This is a genomic window from Citrobacter sp. Cpo103 (assembly GCF_030332605.1).
Taxonomy (GTDB): domain Bacteria; phylum Pseudomonadota; class Gammaproteobacteria; order Enterobacterales; family Enterobacteriaceae; genus Citrobacter; species Citrobacter portucalensis.
Genome location: NZ_JAOWHO010000029.1, coordinates 461130 through 483008, shown reverse-complemented (window position 1 = coordinate 483008; position 21879 = coordinate 461130). Strand labels below are relative to the sequence as shown.

At 52.1% G+C, this 21879-nt stretch carries 22 protein-coding genes and 1 riboswitch; of the genes, 14 read left to right on the top strand and 8 right to left on the bottom strand.

Annotation, left to right across the window (positions count from 1 at the left end; translation table 11 throughout):
• Positions 1-108: 108 nt before the first annotated feature.
• From ltaE to OGX89_RS10980, 3 genes are all read left to right on the top strand, one after another.
• The gene (gene ltaE, locus OGX89_RS10990; RefSeq protein WP_125112569.1) at positions 109-1110 is read left to right on the top strand and encodes a low-specificity L-threonine aldolase; all 1002 of its coding nucleotides are present in this window, start codon (positions 109-111) and stop codon (positions 1108-1110) included.
• A gap of 10 nt (positions 1111-1120) precedes the next feature.
• A complete protein-coding gene (locus OGX89_RS10985; RefSeq protein WP_286560454.1) occupies positions 1121-2551 on the top strand; it encodes an SDR family oxidoreductase in 1431 nt (476 codons plus the stop codon).
• Positions 2552-2648: 97 nt separating this feature from the next.
• Positions 2649-3662, top strand: a complete 1014-nt coding sequence (locus tag OGX89_RS10980; RefSeq protein ID WP_125112570.1) for a 3-beta-hydroxysteroid dehydrogenase — start codon at positions 2649-2651, stop codon at positions 3660-3662.
• Between the two features lie 100 nt (positions 3663-3762).
• Here the strand turns inward: OGX89_RS10980 and OGX89_RS10975 are convergent, their stop codons facing one another.
• Both OGX89_RS10975 and OGX89_RS10970 read right to left on the bottom strand, forming a co-directional pair.
• Positions 3763-4593: an N-acetylmuramoyl-L-alanine amidase gene (locus OGX89_RS10975; RefSeq protein ID WP_003834315.1), complete on the bottom strand. Its 831-nt coding sequence runs from the start codon at positions 4591-4593 to the stop codon at positions 3763-3765.
• A complete protein-coding gene (locus OGX89_RS10970; RefSeq protein ID WP_001160725.1) occupies positions 4590-4913 on the bottom strand; it encodes a heavy metal-binding domain-containing protein in 324 nt (107 codons plus the stop codon). Before OGX89_RS10970 ends, OGX89_RS10975 begins: the two co-directional genes overlap by 4 nt.
• 126 nt (positions 4914-5039) lie before the next feature.
• Here OGX89_RS10970 and OGX89_RS10965 point away from each other — a divergent pair, with 126 nt between their 5' ends.
• From OGX89_RS10965 to yegS, 7 genes are all read left to right on the top strand, one after another.
• Positions 5040-5555 (top strand): lipoprotein, encoded by a 516-nt coding sequence (locus tag OGX89_RS10965; RefSeq protein WP_003834409.1) that lies wholly within the window; start codon positions 5040-5042, stop codon positions 5553-5555.
• A gap of 225 nt (positions 5556-5780) precedes the next feature.
• Entirely contained in the window at positions 5781-6509 is a 729-nt protein-coding gene (artP, locus tag OGX89_RS10960) for an arginine ABC transporter ATP-binding protein ArtP (RefSeq protein WP_003027295.1), read from the top strand.
• A gap of 16 nt (positions 6510-6525) precedes the next feature.
• Entirely contained in the window at positions 6526-7257 is a 732-nt protein-coding gene (gene artI / locus OGX89_RS10955) for an arginine ABC transporter substrate-binding protein ArtI (protein ID WP_003027298.1), read from the top strand.
• A 6-nt stretch (positions 7258-7263) separates the two neighbouring features.
• Positions 7264-7980 carry an arginine ABC transporter permease ArtQ gene (gene artQ, locus OGX89_RS10950; RefSeq protein ID WP_286560451.1) on the top strand — a complete coding sequence of 239 codons (717 nt, stop codon included), beginning with the start codon at positions 7264-7266 and terminating at the stop codon, positions 7978-7980.
• Positions 7980-8648 carry an arginine ABC transporter permease ArtM gene (gene artM / locus OGX89_RS10945; RefSeq protein ID WP_003834415.1) on the top strand — a complete coding sequence of 223 codons (669 nt, stop codon included), beginning with the start codon at positions 7980-7982 and terminating at the stop codon, positions 8646-8648. Before artQ ends, artM begins: the two co-directional genes overlap by 1 nt.
• Before the next feature lie 261 nt (positions 8649-8909).
• On the top strand, positions 8910-9641 hold the full coding sequence (artJ, locus tag OGX89_RS10940) for an arginine ABC transporter substrate-binding protein ArtJ (protein ID WP_003027308.1): 732 nt from the start codon (positions 8910-8912) through the stop codon (positions 9639-9641).
• Positions 9642-9772: 131 nt separating this feature from the next.
• The gene (yegS, locus tag OGX89_RS10935) at positions 9773-10672 is read left to right on the top strand and encodes a lipid kinase YegS (protein ID WP_003834418.1); all 900 of its coding nucleotides are present in this window, start codon (positions 9773-9775) and stop codon (positions 10670-10672) included.
• Between the two features lie 20 nt (positions 10673-10692).
• On the opposite strand, the gene fbaB is transcribed toward yegS, so the two are convergent.
• Positions 10693-11745: a class I fructose-bisphosphate aldolase gene (gene fbaB, locus OGX89_RS10930; RefSeq protein WP_232397918.1), complete on the bottom strand. Its 1053-nt coding sequence runs from the start codon at positions 11743-11745 to the stop codon at positions 10693-10695.
• A 252-nt stretch (positions 11746-11997) separates the two neighbouring features.
• Here fbaB and OGX89_RS10925 point away from each other — a divergent pair, with 252 nt between their 5' ends.
• Genes OGX89_RS10925 through OGX89_RS10915 form a run of 3 tightly spaced genes read left to right on the top strand, consistent with a single transcriptional unit; the run spans position 11998 to position 15238 of the window.
• Positions 11998-13275, top strand: coding sequence for a nucleoside permease (locus tag OGX89_RS10925; RefSeq protein WP_279890832.1), 1278 nt, complete (start codon positions 11998-12000; stop codon positions 13273-13275).
• Positions 13272-14276 carry an ADP-ribosylglycohydrolase family protein gene (locus OGX89_RS10920; protein ID WP_125112574.1) on the top strand — a complete coding sequence of 335 codons (1005 nt, stop codon included), beginning with the start codon at positions 13272-13274 and terminating at the stop codon, positions 14274-14276. The genes OGX89_RS10925 and OGX89_RS10920 overlap by 4 nt, the downstream gene beginning before the upstream one ends.
• A complete protein-coding gene (locus OGX89_RS10915) occupies positions 14273-15238 on the top strand; it encodes a PfkB family carbohydrate kinase (protein WP_125112575.1) in 966 nt (321 codons plus the stop codon). Before OGX89_RS10920 ends, OGX89_RS10915 begins: the two co-directional genes overlap by 4 nt.
• On the opposite strand, the gene OGX89_RS10910 is transcribed toward OGX89_RS10915, so the two are convergent.
• From OGX89_RS10910 to thiM, 3 genes are read right to left on the bottom strand one after another with little or no spacing between them, the layout of a single operon-like run.
• Positions 15212-15958, bottom strand: a complete 747-nt coding sequence (locus OGX89_RS10910) for a GntR family transcriptional regulator (protein ID WP_125112576.1) — start codon at positions 15956-15958, stop codon at positions 15212-15214. The two genes, OGX89_RS10915 and OGX89_RS10910, sit on opposite strands and share 27 nt — an antisense overlap.
• A 42-nt stretch (positions 15959-16000) precedes the next feature.
• A complete protein-coding gene (gene thiD / locus OGX89_RS10905) occupies positions 16001-16801 on the bottom strand; it encodes a bifunctional hydroxymethylpyrimidine kinase/phosphomethylpyrimidine kinase (protein ID WP_003844369.1) in 801 nt (266 codons plus the stop codon).
• Positions 16798-17586: a hydroxyethylthiazole kinase gene (gene thiM, locus OGX89_RS10900; RefSeq protein ID WP_125112577.1), complete on the bottom strand. Its 789-nt coding sequence runs from the start codon at positions 17584-17586 to the stop codon at positions 16798-16800. Before thiM ends, thiD begins: the two co-directional genes overlap by 4 nt.
• A gap of 31 nt (positions 17587-17617) precedes the next feature.
• A riboswitch (TPP riboswitch) is annotated at positions 17618-17713 on the bottom strand.
• Positions 17714-17947: 234 nt separating this feature from the next.
• On the opposite strand from thiM, the gene OGX89_RS10895 reads away from it, so the two are divergent.
• Complete coding sequence (locus OGX89_RS10895; protein ID WP_003834436.1) at positions 17948-18280, top strand: RcnB family protein; 333 nt, start codon at positions 17948-17950, stop codon at positions 18278-18280.
• Between the two features lie 51 nt (positions 18281-18331).
• Here the strand turns inward: OGX89_RS10895 and OGX89_RS10890 are convergent, their stop codons facing one another.
• Entirely contained in the window at positions 18332-19378 is a 1047-nt protein-coding gene (locus OGX89_RS10890) for a fimbrial protein (protein WP_125112579.1), read from the bottom strand.
• 9 nt (positions 19379-19387) lie between these two features.
• The gene (locus tag OGX89_RS10885; RefSeq protein WP_125112580.1) at positions 19388-21868 is read right to left on the bottom strand and encodes a fimbrial biogenesis outer membrane usher protein; all 2481 of its coding nucleotides are present in this window, start codon (positions 21866-21868) and stop codon (positions 19388-19390) included.
• Positions 21869-21879 lie beyond the last annotated feature (11 nt).

Sequence of the window (21879 nt, the reverse complement as noted above, 5' to 3'; positions counted from 1 at the left end):
CGGCTAGCCCGAAAATCCCCAGGAGCATAGGTATACTATGTGACTGGGGTTTAAGGGTGCGGCCAACGCCGAAGCAGCTTGAAGGATGAAGTGTAATAAGGAGACACCATGATTGATTTACGCAGTGATACCGTCACCCGGCCGAGTCGCGCCATGCTGGAAGAGATGATGGCAGCCCCGGTCGGGGATGACGTGTATGGAGACGACCCTACCGTTAACGCCCTCCAGCAATTCGCCGCAGAGCTTTCTGGTAAAGAAGCCGCTATTTTCCTACCCACCGGCACTCAGGCAAACCTGGTGGCGCTGCTCAGCCATTGTCAGCGTGGCGAAGAGTACATTGCCGGTCAGGGCGCACATAACTATCTCTACGAAGCAGGTGGCGCAGCGGTGCTCGGTAGCATTCAACCGCAGCCTATCGACGCCGCACCGGATGGCTCCCTGCCGCTGGACAAAGTGGCTGCAAAAATCAAAGTGGACGATATCCATTTTGCCCGCACCCGCTTGCTCAGCCTGGAAAATACCCACAACGGCAAAGTGCTGCCGCGCGCGTATCTGAAAGACGCCTGGGAATTCACCCGCGAGCGTAATCTTGCCCTGCACGTCGACGGCGCACGTATTTTTAACGCCATCGTCGCCTACGGCTGTGAACTTAAAGATGTCACGCAATACTGTGATTCGTTCACCATTTGCCTCTCCAAAGGCCTCGGCACCCCCGTTGGTTCACTGCTGGTCGGCAGCCACGAGTACATCAAACGCGCTATTCGCTGGCGCAAAATGACCGGCGGCGGAATGCGTCAGGCCGGTATTCTGGCAGCAGCCGGACTGTATGCGCTGAAAAATAACGTGGCGCGTTTGCAGGAAGACCATGACAACGCCGCCTGGATGGCGGAGCAGCTGCGCGAAGCAGGGGCGGACGTCATGCGCCACGACACAAATATGCTGTTTGTTCGCGTTGGCGAAGAGCACGCTGCCGCGCTGGGCGAATATATGAAAGCGCAAGGCGTGCTGATTAACGCCTCCCCAATTGTGCGCCTGGTGATGCACCTGGACGTATCGCGTGAACAACTTGCTGAAGTCGTCGCCCACTGGCGCGCTTTTTTAACCCAATAAGGAGATGGGCGTGCCGCAACGGATTTTGGTTCTTGGCGCCAGTGGCTACATTGGTCAGCATTTGGTACAGGCGCTCAGTCAGCAAGGGCATCAGGTGTTGGCTGCGGCACGTCGCATTGAACGGCTGGAAAAGCAGCAACTGCCCAATGTCAGTTGCCACAAGGTCGATTTGAATTGGCCAGAAAACCTCACCCCGCTGCTGACGGGTGTTGATACGGTTTATTATCTGGTTCATGGTATGGGCGAAGGCGGTGATTTTATCGCCCACGAACGTCAGGTGGCGATGAACGTGCGCGATGCGCTGCGTAATACGCCAGTTAAACAGCTTATTTTCCTGAGCTCATTGCAGGCTCCCCGGCATGAACAATCCGATCATCTGCGTGCGCGACAGATAACCGCAGACACCCTGCGCGAGTCAGGCGTGCCAATGACGGAATTGCGCGCGGGCATTATCGTGGGAGCGGGTTCCGCTGCCTTTGAAGTCATGCGCGATATGGTTTACAACCTGCCGGTTCTCACCCCTCCACGCTGGGTACGCTCGCGTACCACACCTATCGCGCTGGAGAATTTAATGTACTACCTGGTGGCGTTGCTGGATCATCCCATACAGCATCACCGCGTCCTCGAAGCCGCCGGGCCGCAGGTGTTGAGCTATCAGGAACAGTTCGAGCATTTTATGGCGGTCAGCGGTAAACATCGCCTGCTCATCCCCATCCCCTTCCCTACCCGCTGGATTTCGGTCTGGTTTTTGAACGTCATTACGTCAGTGCCGCCGACCACGGCCAAAGCGCTGATCCAGGGCTTAAAACACGACCTGCTGGCTGATGACACCGAATTACGTGCGCTGATCCCGCAAAAGCTGATTGCCTTTGATGACGCGGTGCGCAGCACCTTGAAGGAAGAAGAGAAGCTGGTCAACTCCAGCGATTGGGGTTACGACGCACAGGCGTTTGCCCGCTGGCGTCCAGAATATGGCTATTTTGCTAAACAAGCTGGCTTTAGCGTTGAAACCTCCGCCAGCAAAAAGGCTCTGTGGCAGGTTGTGAATCGACTCGGCGGCAAAGAAGGCTATTTCTTTGGCAATATTCTATGGAAGACGCGCGCGGCGTTGGACCTGCTGGTCGGCCATAAGCTGGCAAAAGGTCGTCCCAAACACCCACTATTGCAAGTTGGCGATACCGTTGATAGCTGGAAAGTCATCATCGTTGAGCCGGAGAAACAGCTGACGCTGCTGTTTGGGATGAAAGCGCCGGGACTGGGTCGCCTGAGCTTCACACTGGAAGATAAAGGTGACCACCGACGCATTAATGTACGCGCGTGGTGGCATCCGCACGGTATGCCTGGCCTGTTCTACTGGCTGTTGATGATCCCCGCCCACCTGTTCATTTTCAGGGGGATGGCGAAGCGTATAGCCAAACTTGCAGAACAAATCACAGACTAATGATAAAAAGAGCCTGTATTCTTTCATGTTTCCCATTGCATACAGGCGTAATTCACGGAAGAATGCGCACGACGTTTTTTAAACACAGTGGATTGATATGAAGGTACTGGTTACCGGAGCCACCAGCGGCTTGGGCCGAAACGCGGTTGAGTTTTTATGCAGCAAAGGCGTCAGCGTCAGAGCCACCGGTCGCAACGAAGCGATGGGCAAGCTGCTGGAGAAAATGGGCGCAGAATTTGTGCATGCGGATTTGACCGAGCTGGTTTCTTCGCAGGCAAAAGTGATGCTTGCCGGCATTGACACGCTGTGGCACTGCTCCAGCTTCACCTCTCCATGGGGAACTCAGGAAGCTTTTGATCTGGCCAACGTTCGTGCTACCCGCCGTCTGGGCGAGTGGGCCGTAGCCTGGGGCGTACGTAACTTTATTCATATCTCCTCTCCGTCGCTGTATTTTGATTATCACCATCATCGCGATATCAAAGAAGACTTCCGTCCCCATCGCTTCGCCAATGAATTCGCCCGCAGCAAAGCGGCTGGAGAAGAGGTGATTGCGCTGCTCGCCCAGGCCAATCCGCAGACTCGCTTTACTGTCTTGCGCCCGCAAAGCTTGTTCGGACCTCACGATAAAGTCTTTATTCCCCGCCTCGCCCATATGATGTACCACTACGGCAGTATCCTGTTGCCGCACGGCGGGAGTGCGCTGGTGGATATGACCTATTACGAGAACGCAGTTCACGCGATGTGGCTGGCGAGTCAGGAAGTCTGCGATATGCTGCCGTCGGGTCGTGCGTACAATATAACCAACGGTGAACATCGCACCCTGCGCAGTATTGTGCAGAAACTTATCGACGAGCTGAATATTGACTGCCGTATCCGCTCCGTGCCCTACCCGATGCTGGACATGATTGCCCGCAGCATGGAGCGCTTAGGCAATAAATCGGCGAAAGAGCCAAAGCTTACGCATTACGGCGTTTCGAAGCTAAATTTTGACTTTACGCTGGATACCAGCCGCGCTCAGGAAGAGTTAGGTTATCAGCCCGTTGTGACGCTGGATGAAGGGATTGAGCGTACCGCGGCCTGGCTGCGCGACCACGGTAAGCTGCCGCGTTAGGCTGATATCCATTGCAGGGTGGCGGCACAAGCGCCACAAATACCTGCCAAATTAACCGTAGGCCTGATAAGCGAAGCGCCATCAGGCATTGGTGTCTGCGTTAACCCTGCCCGTATTTCTCCAGTAACGCTTCGGCAATCGCCTGCGTTTCCGCGTCCGCCACGCCATTCCACAACGTCGGGCGGAAGTGCATCTGGAACGCCATAATCACCCGCTGCTGTTCACGCGGCGTCATCTCGGGTTTTACCTCATAGCCATAGCGTGACAGTAGATCGAGCAATGACGCGGTTTCTACCGGCGTATGGGGCGCTCGTCCGGCGAGATAAAATGCCACACGCTGAGCATCCGGCCATGCGCCAATGCCCTGAACGGCCAGTGCTTGCCACGGAAACAGCGGACCGGGATCGTCCTTACGCTGCGGCGCAATGTCTGCATGAGCCACCACGTTTTGCGGTTTTATGTCGTAGCGGGCGATGATATCTTTCGCCAATGGGACTAACGCCTGAATCTGCGCGGGCTCAAACGGCGCAAAATACTTGCTGCCCGCTGATTTTTGCCAGCCGCGGTTTTCCAGCTCAATGCCAATTGAGGTATCGTTAATACGCGTAGCGCCGCGCCAGAAGCTAATCCCCGCATGCCAGGCCAGATCTTTTTCCGGCACCAGTTGCCAGATACGCGGCTTACCATGGTAAAGCGGCGGCACTGCTGGGATCAAATAGTGCGAACTGACGTTTTTATCGGTCAGCGTAGCCAGAGAAGAGTCAAAATCATCGGCCGTGTAATGGATAACCAGCACTTTAATGCGCGGATAAGCAGCCTGTGCCTGTCGGCGGGTATCTAACTGATACCCGTCTTTGTCGACAATCCCTTTTTCGCCAGCACATCCCACCAGCAACAGCGTAAATGCCAGCAGACACAACAGACGTTTCATCGGCGAGTTTTCACCGCGGTACCGCTGACGCTCACCATCAGCATGCTACCGTCTTTGCCTACGGTTTCGTAATCGATATCGATACCGACCACCGCATCAGCACCCAGCGCTTTCGCCTGTTCGCCCAGCTCCTGAAAAGCAATTTCACGCGCTTTACGCAGCTCTTTTTCATACGCGCCGGAGCGACCACCGACAATATCGCGAATGCCGGCGAAGAAATCGCGGAAGATATTCGCGCCTAAAATGGCTTCACCGGTAACAACACCGCAGTATTCCACGATGCTCTGTCCTTCCAGCGTAGGGGTTGTCGAAAACTGCATGGTTAATCTCCTTTTTGCGCTAAGAGCACGATCTCAAAAGCATTATCGAACCGATCCACTATCATTGAAAGGATATATTCTATCAACGTAGAACACTAATCGTAGAAAGCTAATAAGGAAATCATTATGCGCTACTCGAAACTCTCTCTGCTGGTTCCCTGTGCACTTCTTCTCAGCGCCTGTACTACCGTGACGCCGGTCTATAAAGATAACGGCACACGTAGTGGTTCATGCATAGAAGGTGGGCCAGACAGCGTGGCTCAACAATTCTATGATTACCGTATTCAGCATCGAAACAATGACATTACCGCCCTTCGTCCGTACCTGAGCGACAATCTGGCTAAACTGCTGACCGACGCCAGCCGCGATAATGCACACCGCGACCTGTTTAACAGCGATCCGTTCTCCAGTCGCGCTACGTTACCAGACAGCGCCAGTGTCGCTAGCGCATCGACTATTCCGAATAGTGATGCACGCAACATTCCACTGCGCGTAGAGCTGAAACAGGGTGACCAAAGCTGGCGTGATGAAGTGCTGATGATCCGTGAAGGTCAGTGCTGGGTCGTTGATGATGTACGCTATCTGGGCGGCAGCGTACACGCGCCAGCCGGGACGTTGCGCCAGTCTGTCGAAAACCGCTAACCGCCCCATTCACCCGCTTAAATCATAACCCCCATAAATTGTCTGGCATTCTGCATAGAATGCCGACAATTATTCTTACCCACTGGTGACCTCGCTATTTTGTGCTATGTTTAGAGAAGAATGCGGTTTGCATTTAACTTTTAACGCATAAATATTGCATAACTATTCTGTCAAAGGTAGTATCTGCGGCTTCAATAGCTATCAGACTGCCAGTATCGAGTGTCAATGAGTATTCAATTAAACGGCATTAACTGCTTCTACGGCGCACATCAGGCGCTGTTCGATATCACGCTGGATTGCCCTCAGGGTGAAACACTGGTGTTACTTGGCCCAAGTGGAGCCGGGAAAAGCTCGCTGCTGCGCGTACTCAACCTGCTTGAGATGCCGCGCTCGGGCACGCTCTCTATTGCGGGCAACCGTTTCGACTTCACGAAGACCCCGTCAGATAAAGCCATTCGGGATCTGCGTCAGAACGTGGGCATGGTCTTTCAGCAATATAATCTCTGGCCGCATCTCACGGTGGTGCAGAACCTGATTGAAGCGCCCTGCCGCGTACTGGGTCTGACAAAAGAGCAAGCGATGGCGCGCGCCGAGAAACTGCTGGAACGTCTGCGCCTCAAGCCTTACAGCGATCGTTACCCATTACATCTTTCCGGTGGCCAGCAACAGCGTGTAGCCATTGCCCGCGCGTTGATGATGGAGCCGCAGGTGCTGCTGTTTGATGAACCGACCGCCGCGCTTGACCCGGAAATTACCGCCCAAATCGTCAGCATCATTCGCGAACTGGCGGAAACCAATATTACTCAGGTGATCGTCACCCACGAAGTGGAAGTTGCACGTAAAACGGCCAGTCGTGTGGTGTATATGGAAAACGGTCACATCGTCGAGTTTGGGGATGCGAGCTGCTTTGCCAACCCGCAAACCGAAGCGTTTAAAAACTATCTTTCTCACTAAGATTCGGGACAATACAATGAAAAAAGTTCTGATTGCCGCGCTAATCGCAGGTTTTAGTCTTTCCGCTACCGCAGCCCAAACCATTCGTTTCGCCACCGAAGCGTCTTATCCTCCGTTTGAATCTATCGATGCGAATAACAAGATCGTAGGTTTTGACGTTGATCTGGCAAACGCGCTGTGTAAAGAGATTGACGCTACTTGTACCTTCACCAATCAGGCCTTCGACAGCCTGATTCCGAGCCTGAAATTCCGTCGTTTTGACGCGGTGATGGCCGGTATGGACATCACGCCTGAGCGTGAAAAACAGGTGCTGTTCACCACCCCTTACTACGACAACTCTGCGCTGTTTGTGGGCCAGCAGGGTAAATACACCAGCATCGACCAGCTGAAAGGTAAAAAAGTCGGCGTTCAAAACGGTACCACGCACCAGAAATTCATCATGGATAAACATCCGGAAGTGACCACTGTGCCGTATGACAGCTACCAGAATGCCAAACTCGATCTGCAAAACGGTCGTATTGACGGCGTCTTTGGTGATACCGCAGTAGTAACCGAGTGGCTGAAAGACAATCCTAAGCTTGCCGCGGTTGGTGACAAAGTCACGGATAAAGATTACTTCGGTACAGGTCTGGGCATCGCGGTACGCCAGGGCAATACCGAGCTGCAGCAGAAATTTAACGCTGCGCTGGAAAAAGTGAAGAAAGATGGGACTTACGAGACCATCTACAACAAATGGTTCCAGAAGTAATATTTGATGAATGAATTTTTTCCTTTAGCAAGCGCCGCCGGGATGACCGTCGGCCTTGCCGTTTGTGCGCTGATCATTGGCCTTGCACTCGCCATGTTTTTTGCCGTCTGGGAGTCAGTAAAATGGCGCCCGGTGGCATCGGCGGGCTCGGCCCTGGTCACCATCCTGCGCGGTCTGCCAGAAATCCTGGTGGTTCTGTTTATCTATTTCGGTTCCTCACAATTGCTGCTGACGCTGGCCGATGGCTTTACGATCAATCTCGGGTTTGTACAAATCCCGGTTCAGATGCAGATCGAAAACTTCGACGTCAGCCCGTTCCTGTGCGGTGTCATTGCACTGTCATTATTGTACGCCGCTTACGCGTCGCAAACGCTGCGTGGCGCGCTGAAGGCCGTGCCACTCGGACAATGGGAATCAGGTCAGGCGTTGGGTTTGTCTAAAGCCGCGATCTTCTTTCGTCTGGTGATGCCGCAGATGTGGCGTCATGCCTTACCGGGACTGGGTAACCAGTGGCTGGTATTGCTGAAAGATACCGCGCTGGTCAGCCTTATCAGCGTGAACGATCTGATGTTGCAAACCAAGAGTATTGCCACCCGCACCCAGGAGCCGTTTACCTGGTACATTGTGGCGGCCGCTATTTACCTGGTGATTACGCTGGTGAGTCAGTACATTCTCAAACGCATTGACCTGCGCGCGACACGTTTTGAGCGGAGACCAGGCTGATGCTTGATTATTTACCTGAATTGTTGAAAGGGCTGCATACCAGCCTGACACTGACGGTCGCCTCCATCGTGGTTGCTCTGGTGCTGGCGCTAATCTTCACCGTCATCCTGACGCTGAAAACGCCGGTGCTGGTGTGGCTGGTACGCGCGTATATCACGCTGTTTACCGGTACACCGCTGCTGGTGCAAATCTTCCTGATCTACTACGGACCTGGACAGTTTCCGGCATTGCAAGAATATCCGGTACTGTGGCATCTGCTCTCTGAACCCTGGTTATGCGCCTTAATTGCGCTGTCGTTAAACAGTGCGGCCTACACTACGCAACTGTTCTACGGCGCTATTCGTGCAATCCCGGAAGGTCAGTGGCAGTCCTGCGGAGCGTTAGGGATGAGCAAAAAGGATACGCTGGCGATTCTGTTGCCGTATGCCTTTAAACGCGCCCTCTCCTCGTATTCCAACGAAGTGGTGCTGGTATTTAAAAGTACCTCACTGGCTTACACCATCACGCTGATGGAAGTCATGGGTTATAGCCAACTGCTGTACGGTCGTACTTATGACGTTATGGTCTTCGGTGCCGCGGGTGTGATTTACCTGATCGTCAACGGCTTGCTGACGCTGATGATGCGCTTAATCGAACGTAAAGCGCTGGCGTTTGAACACCGGAATTAAGCATATGCCTGATGGCGCTACGCTTATCAGGCCTACGGTTCATGCACCTTTTGTAGGCCGGATAAGGTGCTAGCACCGCCATCCAGCAAATGTGCATAAGTAAAAAACATAAAGACGGACAACAACCTAAATTGTCCGTCTTTTTTCACACCAATAAAAATATTTAATCATTTTTATTGCATATAAATTCATTAAATGGCATTGTTACTCCACGCCGCAGACACGGTAATAATCATAAGATTGACAGACGGGAGTTCCACCATGAAAAAGTTAGTACTGGCCGCATTACTTGCTACTTTCGCCGCTGGCGCCTCAGCTGCTGATAAAATTAGTTTCGGTGTATCAGCCACATATCCGCCATTTGAATCACTGGACGCAAGCAATAAAATTGTCGGTTTTGACATCGACCTGGCAACGGCGCTGTGCAAACAAATGCAGGCAGAATGTACTTTCACCAATCACGCTTTCGACAGCCTGATCCCCGCGCTGAAATTCAAGAAATATGATGCGGTAATTTCCGGAATGGATATCACACCTGAGCGTAGCAAGCAGGTTGCATTTACTCAGCCTTACTATGCCAACTCCGCGCTGGTGATTGCGAAAAAAGACACCTATAAAACCTTTGCCGACCTGAAAGGTAAGCGCATCGGTATGGAAAACGGCACCACGCATCAGAAATACCTGCAGGATAAACATCCTGAGGTGAAAACCGTGGCCTACGACAGCTATCAGAATGCGATTATTGACCTGAAAAATGGCCGTATTGATGGTGTATTTGGTGATACTGCTGTGGTTAACGAATGGCTGAAAACCAACCCACAGTTAGGCGTAGCCACTGACAAAGTTACCGATCCGCAATACTTCGGTACTGGTCTTGGCATCGCGGTTCGCCCGGATAACAAAGCCCTGCTGGAAAAACTGAACAGCGCGCTGGCGGCCATCAAAGCTGACGGCACGTACCAGAAAATCAGCGACCAATGGTTCCCGCAGTAACGTCTGCTCAATCTGAAAAGCCGCGCTCTGCGGCTTTTTTTATCTCTTCGCCTGCGCTTTCAGTCAGTTCTTACGCCATAAATGCTTTCCTGGCATACACTTGTTAAAACGAAAAAAAGTGAGGCAAACGGATGATAGCGTTCCCTGCCAGTTTACTGATCCTCAATGGAAAAAGTGCTGATAATCTCCCCCTGCGTGATGCCATCGCGAAGCTTCGTGATGAAGGCGTGGAAATCCATGTTCGCGTGACCTGGGAAAAAGGCGATGCCCAACGCTACGTTGATGAAGCTCGTCAGCTAGGCGTTGAAACGGTAATAGCCGGCGGCGGCGACGGCACAATAAACGAAGTTTCGACGGCGCTTATCCAGTCGCAGGGCGGCAATATTCCGGCGCTGGGTATTTTACCGTTGGGAACGGCGAATGACTTTGCCACCAGCGTTGGTATACCCGACGACCTTGATAAGGCGTTAAAGCTGGCTATTGCCGCAAATGCGACTGAGATCGACATGGTACAGGTCAACGATAAAACCTGTTTTATCAACATGGCGACTGGCGGATTTGGCACGCGTATCACCACCGAAACGCCGGAAAAACTCAAGGCCGCACTGGGCGGTGTATCGTATTTTATTCACGGATTAATGCGCATGGATACGCTCAAGCCCGACATCTGTGACATTCGTGGGGAAGATTTTCACTGGCAGGGTAAGGCGCTGGTGATTGGTATCGGTAACGGTCGCCAGGCTGGTGGTGGGCAACAGCTTTGCCCAACGGCGCTAATCAACGACGGTCTGCTGCAACTGCGCATTTTTACCGGCGAGGAACTACTGCCAGGGCTGCTTTCGGCATTAACGCAATCCGAAGACAACCCTAATATTATTGACGGCGCATCGTCGTGGTTTGATATCCGCGCCCCGCACGAAATTACCTTTAATCTCGATGGCGAACCGCTCAGCGGACAAGAGTTTCATATTGAAATCTTGCCCGCTGCGCTACGTTGCAGACTCCCGCCGGGTTGTCCACTGTTGCGCTAACCCGACGACAATCCGAGGGATCAGGCAATAGTGACTTTGCTGTCCAGATAAACGTCCTGTACGGCGTTAATCAACTTAACGCCGTCGGCCATGGTTTTCTTGAACGCTTTACGCCCCAGAATCAGCCCCATGCCGCCCGCACGTTTGTTAATCACCGCTGTACGCACTGCATCGCTCAGGTCGGTGTCGCCGCCGGCCGCCCCGCCAGAGTTAATTAATCCGGCGCGCCCCATATAACAGTTCGCCAGTTGATAACGCACCAGGTCAATTGGATTCTCACTGGTCAACTTGGTGTAAACGCGATCGTCGGTGTAGCCAAAATTAACCGCTTTATACCCGCCGTTTTTTTCCGCCATTTTTTGCTTAACGATATCCGCTCCGATAGTGGCAGCCAGATGGTTAGCCTGCCCGGTAAGATCGGCGGAAACATGGTAATCCACGCCATCTTTTTTAAACGCGGAGTTACGCAGATACGCCCACAGCACGGTAACCATACCCAACTCATGGGCGCGCTCAAACGCTGCTGAAATCTCTTCAATCTGGCGGCGAGATTCCTCAGAACCGAAATATATGGTTGCCCCTACCGCAACCGCACCCATATTGAACGCCTGCTCTACGCTGGCATACAGCGTCTGGTCAAAGGTATTCGGATAGCTGAGCGTTTCATTGTGGTTAATTTTAACGAGGAACGGGATGCGGTGCGCGTAGCGGCGGGAGACAGAAGCCAGCACACCGTAAGTCGATGCCACGCAGTTGCACCCTGCTTCGATAGCCAACTCCACAATATTCTTCGGATCAAAGTACAGCGGGTTAGCGGCAAACGAAGCCCCAGCAGAATGCTCTACCCCCTGATCCACCGGTAGGATCGACAGATACCCTGTCCCGGCAAGTCGCCCCGTGTTATACAGCGTCTGCATATTACGCAGAACGGCAGGCGGCCGATTGTTATCCACCATTACGCGATCGACGTAATCATGTCCAGGCAGGTAAAGTTGGTCAGAAGGAATGGTCATACAACGATGCTGTAAAAGGCTGTCGGCATCTTTGCCAAGCAACTGCGCAATATCAGTCATAGCTATGCTCCCGTAAGTTCCGGTTTAAAACCGGAATATGGATTGTCCTGACCCGCCTTTTTGCGGGCAGCATTAAGCCTGGTACCGACTGCGCTTTTTTTCCATCTTTAGCGCACTTTTCAGCAACTTCTGCTGGCTCGATTCAGGAAAAAATAATGTTAAGACGGTCAAAGTTTAATCTCAAAGGTATTTTAAAGGTATTGTTGAATGGTACTATCAGCGCGTACCTTACCTGTCATGAAGGATTTAAAGATGAAAACTACAGTTAAGCTGTCGTTCATGATGTTTGTAGAGTGGTTTATCTGGGGCGCCTGGTTTGTACCACTGTGGCTGTGGCTGAGTAAAAGTGGCTTTAGTGCCGGAGAGATAGGCTGGTCCTACGCCTGCACCGCCATTGCGGCGATCCTGTCGCCCATTCTGGTCGGTTCAATCACTGATCGCTTTTTCTCCGCGCAAAAAGTACTGGCGGTGTTGATGTTCGTCGGCGCTATTCTGATGTACTTCGCCGCCCAGCAAACCACCTTTAGCGGATTCTTCCCGCTGTTACTGGCCTATTCGTTGACCTATATGCCGACGATTGCGCTGACCAACAGTATTGCTTTTGCCAACGTACCGGATGTTGAATGTGATTTCCCGCGCATCCGCGTGATGGGCACCATTGGCTGGATTGCCTCCGGTTTGGCCTGCGGTTTCTTACCGCAAATGCTTGGCTATAACGACATCTCACCCACCAATATTCCCCTGCTTATCACTGCCGGAAGTTCCGCATTGTTAGGTGTTTTTGCCTTCTTTTTACCGGATACGCCGCCAAAAAGTACCGGCAAAATGGATTTCAAAGTTATGCTGGGTCTGGATGCGCTGATCCTGCTGCGCGATAAGAACTTCCTCGTCTTCTTCTTTTGCTCTTTCCTGTTTGCGATGCCACTGGCGTTCTATTACATCTTCGCCAACGGCTATCTGACAGAAGTCGGAATGAAAAACGCCACCGGCTGGATGACGCTGGGCCAGTTCTCTGAAATCTTCTTCATGCTGGCGCTACCGTTTTTCACCAAACGCTTTGGTATTAAAAAGGTGTTGTTGCTTGGTCTTATTACTGCGGCGATCCGCTACGGATTTTTCGTTTACGGCGGTGCGGAAGAATATTTCACTTACGCCCTGCTGTTTCTCGGCATTCTGCTGCACGGCGTCAGTTACGACTTCTATTACGTCACGGCTTACATCTATGTCGATAAAAAAGCGCCGGTCCACATGCGCACCGCAGCGCAAGGGCTTATCACCCTCTGCTGTCAGGGATTCGGCAGCCTGCTCGGGTACCGTCTGGGCGGCGTGATGATGGAAAAAATGTTTGCTTATCAGGAGCCCGTTAATGGTCTCACCTTTAACTGGGCTGGCATGTGGGGATTTGGCGCGGTCATGATTGCCATCATTGCCGTGTTGTTCATGATTTTCTTTCGCGAATCAGACAAAGAAATCACCGCCATTAAGGTGGACGATCGCGATATAGCGTTGAAACAAGGGGAAGTAAAATGAAAGCAGAACGTATTCTCGGTGCTCTTTATGGGCAGGCGTTAGGGGATGCGATGGGCATGCCGTCGGAACTGTGGCCAAGAACCCGGGTAAAAGCACACTTCGGTTGGATCGACCGTTTTTTGCCCGGCCCTGCGGAAAATAATGCCGCCTGCTATTTTAACCAGGCGGAGTTCACTGATGACACGTCCATGGCACTGTGTCTGGCAGATGCCCTGCTTGAGTGCGACGGCGAAATTGTGCCTGACGTTATTGGTCGCAATATTCTGGCCTGGGCCGAGCAGTTTGATGCTTTTAATAAAAACGTGCTCGGCCCGACCTCGAAAATTGCGTTAAAAGCCATTCGTGACGGTAAACCGGTCGCCGAACTGGAAAACAACGGCGTAACCAATGGCGCGGCAATGCGCGTTTCCCCGCTGGGATGCCTGCTGCCCGCTCGCAATCTTGATGCCTTTATCGATGATGTGGCATTGGCCTCCAGCCCGACGCATAAATCGGATCTGGCTATCGCGGGAGCCGTTGTCGTCGCGTGGGCGGTATCGCGCGCCATCGACGGAGGAAAATGGTCAGAGATTGTCGACGCGCTACCTGCCATTGCCCTGCATGCGCAGCAAAAACGAATCACCACTTTTAGCGCATCGCTTTGTGCACGCCTTGAACTGGCGCTAAAAATCGTCCGTAACGCCGATGGCGTCGAGTCCGCCAGCGAGCAGCTGTATCAGGTTGTAGGTGCCGGAACCAGCACCATTGAGTCCGTGCCTTGCGCCATCGCCATGGTTGAACTGGCGCAGACCGATCCTAACCGCTGCGCCATTCTGTGCGCGAACCTCGGCGGTGATACCGACACCATCGGGGCGATGGCAACCGCCATTTGTGGTGCATTACACGGCGTGAGCGCGATCAACCCAGCATTGAAGCAGGAGTTGGATGCGGTTAATCAGTTGGACTTTACCCGCTATGCCAGTGGGTTAATGCGACTGCGTGAGCAGCGGGAGGCGCTATGAGCAACACGCATCTGCAACAACTTCTCTCGCAGTTACGTACACAGCGGCCAGTAACGGTGGTGGGTGCGGCGGTGATTGATGTCATTGCCGATGCGTATGCCCTCCCCTGGCGCGGCTGTGATATCGAGCTCAAGCAGCAAAGTGTTAACGTTGGCGGCTGCGCACTCAATATCGCCGTCACGCTTAAGCGTTTAGGTATCGATGCCTGCAATGCTCTACCGCTGGGTCAGGGAGTGTGGGCCGACATTATCCGCAACCGGATGGCAAAAGAGGGACTGCACAGCCGGATCGACAATGCCGAAGGCGATAACGGCTGGTGTCTGGCGCTGGTGGAGCCGGATGGCGAGCGTACCTTTATGTCTTTCAGCGGCGTTGAGAATCAGTGGAATGCCGCCTGGCTGGCACAGCTGGATATCCCGCGTCATAGCCTGGTGTATCTTTCGGGTTATCAGCTAGCGTCCCCGTGCGGTGAATTGCTGGTGCAGTGGCTGGAAGGTCTGGAAGAGGTGACACCGTTTATCGATTTTGGCCCGCGCATCGGCGACATTCCTGAGCCTTTACTGGCACGAATTATGGCCTGCCGTCCGCTGGTGTCACTTAATCGTCAGGAGGCGGAAATTGCTGCCGATCGGTTTGCATTGAGTCAGGATGTGGAAGGTTTTGGCGCAGAATGGGTGCAGCGTTTCACCGCACCGGTGGTCGTGCGTCACGATAAAGACGGCGCATGGTATTTCAGCGCACAGACATCCGGCTGCGTACCGGCATTTGCAACGGCGGTCATTGACACCATTGGCGCAGGTGACAGCCACGCTGGCGGCATGCTGGCTGGGCTGGCGGCTGGCTGGACGCTGGCCGACTCAGTGCTGTTAGGTAACGCGGTGGCGTCCTGGGTAGTTGGGCATCGCGGCGGCGATTGCGCCCCGTCGCGCGAGGAACTACTCCTCGCACACAAAGACGTATAGATCGCTACGACAGTAACTGATGCTGTATTCAATAGGCCGTTGCTGCTGGTCAAGCGCTACCTGCTTGATCACCAGTACCGGCACTTTGCTATCCATTTGAATGTGCGCCTGGAACTCTGCGTCAGGCATTCTGGCGCTAACGCGTGAGCGCGTGCGCTGTGGGAAAATATGCTGGCTACGAAAATAGTCATACAGCGAAACACCGATGGCATCCACATCATGAATTAGGTGTGCGGGTACCCAGGACTCTTCAATAGAAACGGCATCTTCATCAACGTAGCGAATACGTTTGAGCAAGAAGACATCACTCCCCACGGCGACAGCCAACTGCTGGGCCACCTCTTCCGGGCAAGGCACAATGCGCTTGTTGACCCACAGCGTATCCGGTTTTTTACCGCGCAACACCACCTGCTGAGAAAAACCGCGCGCTTCTTTAAGCGAATACTCGAAGATATTATTAATTTGCGTTCCATAACCGCGGGCACGTGTTACTACACCTTCTTCTTCCAGGGCCTGCATCGCCTTGCGTACCGTAATCCGAGAAACGCCGGTCAACTGGCTGAGGTCGCGCTCGCCGGGCAGGATATTGCCGTGCTCCAGGATCCCACTGCGCACAGCATTCTTCACCGTCTGCGCAAATTTCATATACAGCGGCGTATTATCCGCCGCTGAAATACGTTCATTCAGTTGTGCGATAAGCTGGGTATGCGCTTGTTCCATTTATCTTTTTCCTGGCCGCCGTTTCTGCAGCCAGTATACCCATTACCACCACGCGTGGAAATGATGGACCGGACCAATTCCTTCGCCAACTTCCAGCGTGTCGGCCTGCGCCAGCGCCGCTGAAAGCCACAGTTTGGCTTCCTGTACGGTATCGGCCCAGTTGTTATGGCGCGGACGCAGGGCTGCCAACGCCGCCGATAGCGTACAACCGGTGCCATGGGTATTTTTGGTCATCACCCTTGGCGCGGTAAAACGCTGCTCACCATCGCGAGTAAAGAGCCAGTCGGGGCTTTGTGCATCATCCAGATGACCGCCCTTCATCAACACCGCCTCGCAGCCCAACGCCCGTAGCGCCCTTCCCTGCTCTAACATCTCCTGCTCAGTCTGCGCATGCGATGCCCCGAGCAGTGCAGCAGCTTCGGGTAAATTAGGAGTGATAATCGAAACCTGCGGCAGCAAACGGGTACGCAGCGTCTCTACCGCCGAGGGAGACAGCAACGGATCGCCGCTTTTCGCCAACATCACCGTGTCCAGCACCACATTTTGTACCCGATGGCGACGTAAACGTTCGGCGACAGCTTCGACAATGTCCGTCTCCGCCAACATACCGATCTTAGTCGTATCAATACGCACATCACTCAACACCGAATCCAGCTGCGCGGCGACAAAATCAGGTTCAATACGATACACCGACTGCACCCCGCGCGTATTTTGCGCCACCAACGCCGTGATAACCGAACAGCCGTAAGCGCCCAGCGCCGAGAAGGTTTTTAAATCAGCCTGAATACCCGCGCCACCGCTTGGGTCGGTTCCGGCGATCGTTAATGCGTTAATCCGTTTCATGCTTGCTCCTGGGCGTTCAGGTTATAGAGGGCGTCGAGAAATGCCGGGACAAAGCTACCCGGTCCGTTTGATTGCTCGGTGGCTATTTGCCCGGCCTGTTTCATCCAACTACAGGCGGAGGAGACGTTATCAAGTCGGTCACCACGCAAGGCACAACTGGCCGCAACAACCGCTGAAAGAGCGCATCCAGTGCCCACCACGCGAGTCATCAACGGGTCACCGCCGTCAACGCGGACGGTACGCTGACCATCGGTGACGTAATCCACTTCGCCGGTAACCACGACAATGGTCCCAATCTGACGAGCCAGCGCCTGCGCTGCCGGAAGCGCAGCAACAGCCGTATCGGTTGTATCCACGCCGCGTCCACCACCGTTCATGCCGGCCAGAGCAAGTATTTCCGAAGCGTTGCCACGAATAGCAGCAGGCTGTAGTGACAATAATTCCAGGCAGAAGTGACGGCGAAACTCAAGCGCACCTACGGCAACGGGATCGAGCGTCCACGGGGTTTTAGCATGATGAGCCTGCTTAACTGCGGCACGCATCGCCGCGGCCCGTTCCCGAGTTAAGGTGCCGACATTAACCAGCAATGCACTGGCAATAGCGGCGAATTGGCTGGCTTCCTCAGGCTCGATCACCATCGCAGGCGATGCGCCCAGCGCCAGTAATGTATTGGCAGTAAAGCTTTGCACGACCTCATTGGTCATACAGTGTGTGAGCGGGGATAAGGTTCTAAATTGGTGCAAAGTGTGAGCCGCGAGCGCGCGGCTGTGCAGGTCAGGCTGCATGGTTCAGCTCCTGCCCGCGCGAAGAAGGGACACGAGCAGTGTCAGACTTCCCTACGCTGGCATTATCCAGATCAGGTGGTACGGGTATTTCTCAGCCTTCACCAGAAGGGCACCCCGAGTCGTTGAAACACAAACGTAATACGCTGGTTTCAGTAACAGGATACTGCCTGTGCTTAACGATGTAAATTGGCGCACTCCCCACTCCCGCAGTGAAACTACTGGTCAAGGTTGCTGCAATTCTGTACTTTCATTTACACTTTTTACGAAATGACTGGAGTGATCACAAAATAGTGCTTGTCAGACATCCGGTATGCCAGGAATGATACATGACTGATTTTGATGACCCGAAGAGGTAGAGAGGATGGGTATGAAGAATAAAATGTTGCTGGGTGCACTTCTGCTTGCAAGCAGCGTCGTCTGGGCCGCACCAGCTGCAACAGCTGCCCCCACCGGTATCGATAAGTATGAACTGAGCAGCTTTATTGCTGACTTCACCCATTTCAAACCCGGTGACAAGGTTCCACCACTGTATCTCACCGAAGAATACACCATTAAACAGTGGAATCTGCGCAACCTGCCCGCACCGACGGCAGGCACCCACTGGACCTACATGGGCGGCGCATATGTGCTGGTCAATGATGCTGATGCTAAGATCATTAAAGCCTACGACGGCGAGATTTTTTATCATCGGTGAAAAAACACGCACTCGCTCTGATGAGGGAGTGCGTAAAATACCATAGCATGATCAATCATAATCGATAACAATTTTTACACGGCTTAGTACCTGCCCGGCTTTAAATATCTTATTTCCATAAGGAGTATATTTATATTTCAGCGGTATAATCGTATTTCTGGCCACGTTTTCTTTTAAATCTCCCCATGCTATCAGACCATAACGGTTATTGCTTAAATTCACTACAGAACCATCTTTTATTAACTCAAAGCCAATATTTCCCGCGCTATCACTATTCGTATATTCATTAGGCAAAACATTACCTACAGCATTATCAGAAACGAATCTGTAATGAACAGATCTTGTGGCATAGGCCACAGTTTGGTCACAATCAATTTTTACTTCGGCATCAGCATCATGCGCAAGCCCTTTACTTACATCTCCGTAACTTATGCTGCTAACTTTAACGGTAGTATCATTAAAAGAACATGTGGTTGGAGTGTAATTAAACTTAACTCTTATATTTTGTTTTAAATTATAAGAATTCGATCCAGGACTTTCATTAAAACGCACATGATCTTTAAGAGTCACTGTATCCCCTATGTTTTTTGTTTCAGATGAAACAGGTTTATTTTTCGTTAATCTGTATTTAATTGCATAGGTTACCTTAGAATTAAGATCATCTCTTGGGAAATTAAAATAATAACGAGCAAAACCATAAAGACTATTCTCAACGCTATAAGAACCGAGTAAACTATTAACAGACAGCTGAACTTCAACATATACACCATCATTATTTCCAGTTGTTAATATCTGATAGTATTCAGAGGTGCCAGATTCTTGACTTCTGGCTGTTAACTTATAAAGTGAGCCTGGGTTAGACATTCCAAAATCACAATGATAGGTACTATTTCCTCCCGTAAAATTAAGAGGAATGTCTTCTGTTGATTGAAATGAATTAAGAGAGGCATCATTCAAATCCAACTCAATCACGTCACTTTCAGCTGTTGCACCAGTAGTACTTGGATTAAAATCCAAAAATTTAAATGAAACCGGAAAACAATTGCAGAATACTGAACTTGACATCATAACCAAAATTAATCCCAGGATAAATCTCATATCTCCTCCTCACCGACAAATATAAATTTTACTTTCATCAATCGTTTTACCAAAGGAGATTGAGCATGAAAGTCCCTGTTGTTTATCCACTGCGACTTTAATTTCCGGCGGCGCACTGTCGGTACGAATAAAGAGCTGGCTTCCCTGACCTACCACACCGATATTGTGTCCATGAATATCCTCTACTTCGTAACCAAACGTCAGCGGTGAACCATCAGGACGCAACGCCCGGATATACCAGGGTTTGCGTTGGTCGGTATCAAACCTTGTCAGCACTACCGCTCCGCGGTACGGGGCGGCGCTGCGGCGGTTGCCTTGCAGGTCGGTTTCACTATTGGTGTTAGACACATCCAGCGTCAGGTGGTTTTCACGATACGGCGTTAAACCGTCGTAGACCACCACGCCATTACGGTTGGTGGTACGGTATTTCTGCCCGTTCACATACGCTCCTTCCAGACCCGGCGCATGCATCACGGCAAACGTTTCCGACAGTCGGTTGGCTAAATTCACGCCACCAGACCAGGCCACAAGGCCACCCGAAATGCTGCCGCCAGCTTGCGTATATTTAGACGACTGGCTGTAGCTGCCGTTAAGCGTAGCAACTGGCGCATTCCACGTCAGATTGCCGCCCGCTGTTGTCTCGCTGTCCTGCCGTTGATGACTGAGATTCACCCCATAGTTAAACTGATCGCGACTGCCTGCGGTACCGGAAAGCCCGGTATTGTTAGACGCAAAACCATCATCATCAAAAGTCGTTGAGTTAGACACATACAAATGTCTGCGCGGAGCGCTAATATCATCTCCCCAGTCAAACGGAATGGAGATAAAGATGTTAAAACGTTTATCTTCGTGATGATCTTCATCGTAAGTCTGACTAGCTGAAAAGGTATAGCTAATCCGTTGCCAGCTATTGGAATAACTCAGTTGATAATCTTTGCTGCTACCGCTACGCCCCCAGTAATCTCGCCACAGCGTACTGAGCGAGAATGAACCCCAGCCTTGCGGCAGAGACTGGCTGACGTTGGCCGAAAAACTGTTCTTACGACCAAAATCATTCTGATAATAATCTGCAATGTCATACACATCGTTTTCATCACGACGGTAGCTATTTTTGTTATTGGCCCAGACATGATCGTTAAACGTGCGATAGTCTTTTGAAGAGTAGCGATACGCCGCTAAGCCAAAACGGGTGGCGGTTTGCGTCAAATACTTGTTATAGGCAATCTGGTAGCTCTGCCCGTCAAACACATCACCGCTATCCTGCTTACTGTGGGACTGTGTTGCATCAACGGAAATCGCGCCAATACGCGTATTCCAGCCGGTACCCAACGTAAACGCATTGTAGTTATCCGCCAGCATGGTACCGCCGTACAGCGTTAACAGATTATTCAGCCCGTACTGATAGCTCATCTGTGCAAAGTCGGTCTGGTTACTGGCGCCTTCGATATGGCTACGCCCGGCGGCAAAATCATATTTTGAGACACCCGGCTGCAACATATTGGGCACCGCAGCATAGGGCACCAGATAGGTTGTTACCGATCCGTCCGCCTCTTTGATACTGACGTCAAGATCCGCACCGCCACCAGCCAACTGCAAATCAGCAATTGAGAACGGGCCAGGCGGAACCTCTTTCTGGTAAACCACAAAGCCGTTCTGTTCGATGGTGACCAACGCATTGCTTTGCGCAATCCCCTGAACCAGCGGCGTAAAATTCTGCTTTGAGTTTGGCAGCATCTGCATATCGCGATACAACCGTACGCCACGAAAGCGCACAGCATCAAAAATATCTGATGAGGTATACATATCCCCGGCACGCAGAGTGCCCAAAATTTGCGGGATGCCGCGTTCCAGATACAGGGTGTTGCTTTTCCACTCCCCGCTGCTGTCATCGGTTTTGTTATAGCTGGCATCAGAATGCAGCTGCCAGCCCAGCAGGTTTAACCCACTGGTAAAACGCGCATAGGTACTTTTGCTGTTACCAGAATCCTTATAGTCGCTGTAATACTGACTGGCATAATAGGAAGTATAGAAAGCATTGATGCCACGATCCCAATTCTCAGGAGGAACATACCCTTGCTCAAGTTCATCGACAAACGCCTGCGGAACGCTGAGATCCAGACGAAACGTGCCGATATTCCAGGCATAACTGCCCCCTTGCACCACCTGCTTTAGGGTTGGGCATTCATTCTGCTTGTCCAATGCTTGTATATTTATCCCCAGACGCGTTAATGCATCGCGGGATAGACAGGTGTCATCCGGATTATCCTTAACCGTAATTTCATACTTACCACGCCACTGTTTATTGACGTAGATATCAATATCATATTGGCCTGGCAGGGGTTGATTATCGTCGAGGCGAAAATCAGAAACTTTCTCGCCTTTCATGCCACCCATCATAAAGTGAGTGTCAAACGTTTCCTCTGCGGCATGGACATCAATGCCGAGTAGCAACAGTAATACCGCCGAAGCAATCGGAGTCATCCTTAACATAACCAGCTCCT